General features: G+C 50.6%; 1 pseudogene. It reads left to right on the forward strand.

Going from position 1 to position 1,815, the window contains the following annotated elements:
- The first annotated feature begins 202 nt into the window (after nt 1-202).
- Nucleotides 203-1,117, forward strand: a pseudogene (locus tag WCO51_13360) (IS1595 family transposase).
- Nucleotides 1,118-1,815: the final 698 nt, after the last annotated feature.

A 1,815-nucleotide genomic window follows, 5' to 3' on the forward strand; every position in this document is an offset into this window, starting at 1 on the left:
ATATGACATATTGTACTATGGCAACCAACTGCCGCAGCATCCTAAGTTGAACGTGGTCCAGGGCGACATCCGGGACACTGCCAAGTTCGCAGCGACAGTCAACGGGCACGACGCCGGACGCTTCCCCAGGTGTCCCAGGTACGCATAGCTGCCCACTAAATGTTGATTGCCTCATCTGAACCCTAGGTGGTATTCCTAGGGTATGAGCCGTTCTCGATCGCTTCCTCAGCTTCAGCAAGAATTTGCGGACGAAACTGCCTGTGCCGAATTCATCATGCGATTTCGGTGGCCTGATGGGTTCGTTTGCCCGGCTTGCAAGAGCACCCGGTCCGGCCGCCTGCGTTCGCGCGCTTACGCATTTGAATGCCTCGACTGCGGGCGCCAGACATCGGTAACCGCCGGAACGATTTTGCATCGAACTAAATTGCCACTCACGTTTTGGTTTTGGACCGCGCACTTGATTGCCACGCATTCCAATGGGATTTCGGCGCTCCAACTGGCGAACCAAATCGGGGTGAAAGAGGACACCGCATGGCTACTTTTACACAAGTTCCGTGCTGCGATGGCCGACCGGGAAAAGCAGCCTCTCTGCGGATTAGTCGAAGTAGATCAAACAGAAATACCATTTAGAACTAACGATGACCCAAATTCGCCCGCAGACGGCAAGATTATTATCATAGGTGCCGTCGAATTGGTAAATAGAAAGACCGGCGAATCTCCTCCAACAGACTTCAATAAGCCCTATCTCAACACTAGGCCACGCCGTGTTCGCTTAGCGATGATCCCAGATGAAACACAGAACTCGATCCATGCCTTTGTAAGAGCGAACATTGCTCCTGGCTCAACCCTGCTCACCGACGGTCATAGCTCCTACCTCGGCTTGAATGACGGTGACGCTGGCGAACGCTACGTCCTTGATCAAAGGGTCGTCGGTAACATGGCCGCCCACGTGGTCCTGCGCTGGACCCATCGCGTGTTCGCCCTCATGAAGCGCTGGGCGATGGGCACTTTCCATGGGTTTCGATCTCGGCACATAGATAAGTATCTGGCTGAATATGCATTCCGTTTTAACCGACGCTTTTGGCGGCGCGTTTCCTTCGACCGCATTCTTGGTTTGGCAATGGGGCATGCCCCTCACGGCTACGCAGAAATAGTCGGCAGAAAGCCTCGGTCAAAACGCCTCAATCCTCCCAAACGTGTAAGTACGCGAAAGCGCAAAACAGATAACGGAATGCGACAAGATGGTACTAAAATGCTCGCTATTCAAGAGAAACCAACGGAGGCGACCAAAAGCCCCTAATTACAATATGTAGTAGGTCGGCACGCCTTCCTGGGACACCTGGGGAAGCGACATCCTTTGTACCTGAAGCCAAGTGGGGTGTTAAAGTAGTTGTGATCCAAACCGTATTTTGCCATGAACCTATCAGCAAATTCATTTGGGAGGTCGTCTCCACCTTTATCGTTATACAGTGGAGAGAAATGTATCTTCCAGTCTTCGCCAACCGACAAGCCCATGATAACATTATGCCACATAAGATGATGAGGCATACACTCATCAAAAAGTGTATATACAGGGTTAAGAGCAACTGATCGATATATATTATAGCAAGATATAACCAGCAACACAACAAAAACTGTTGGTGCAAATATTGCGCGAATAACAGAAGAAAAAGGCGCCCCGTGCCAGCCACGTCTAAGTTCCACGAAGGTCAGAAAGATTACAACCATCAGGATCGGAATCACCGCCCAAGCTGTTGAAGACCTGATTGATAATGCAAACATAAGAATAGTCATTTGCAACACGTCGGCAATAAC

Source organism: bacterium, from assembly GCA_037131655.1.
Taxonomy (GTDB): domain Bacteria; phylum Armatimonadota; class Fimbriimonadia; order Fimbriimonadales; family JBAXQP01; genus JBAXQP01.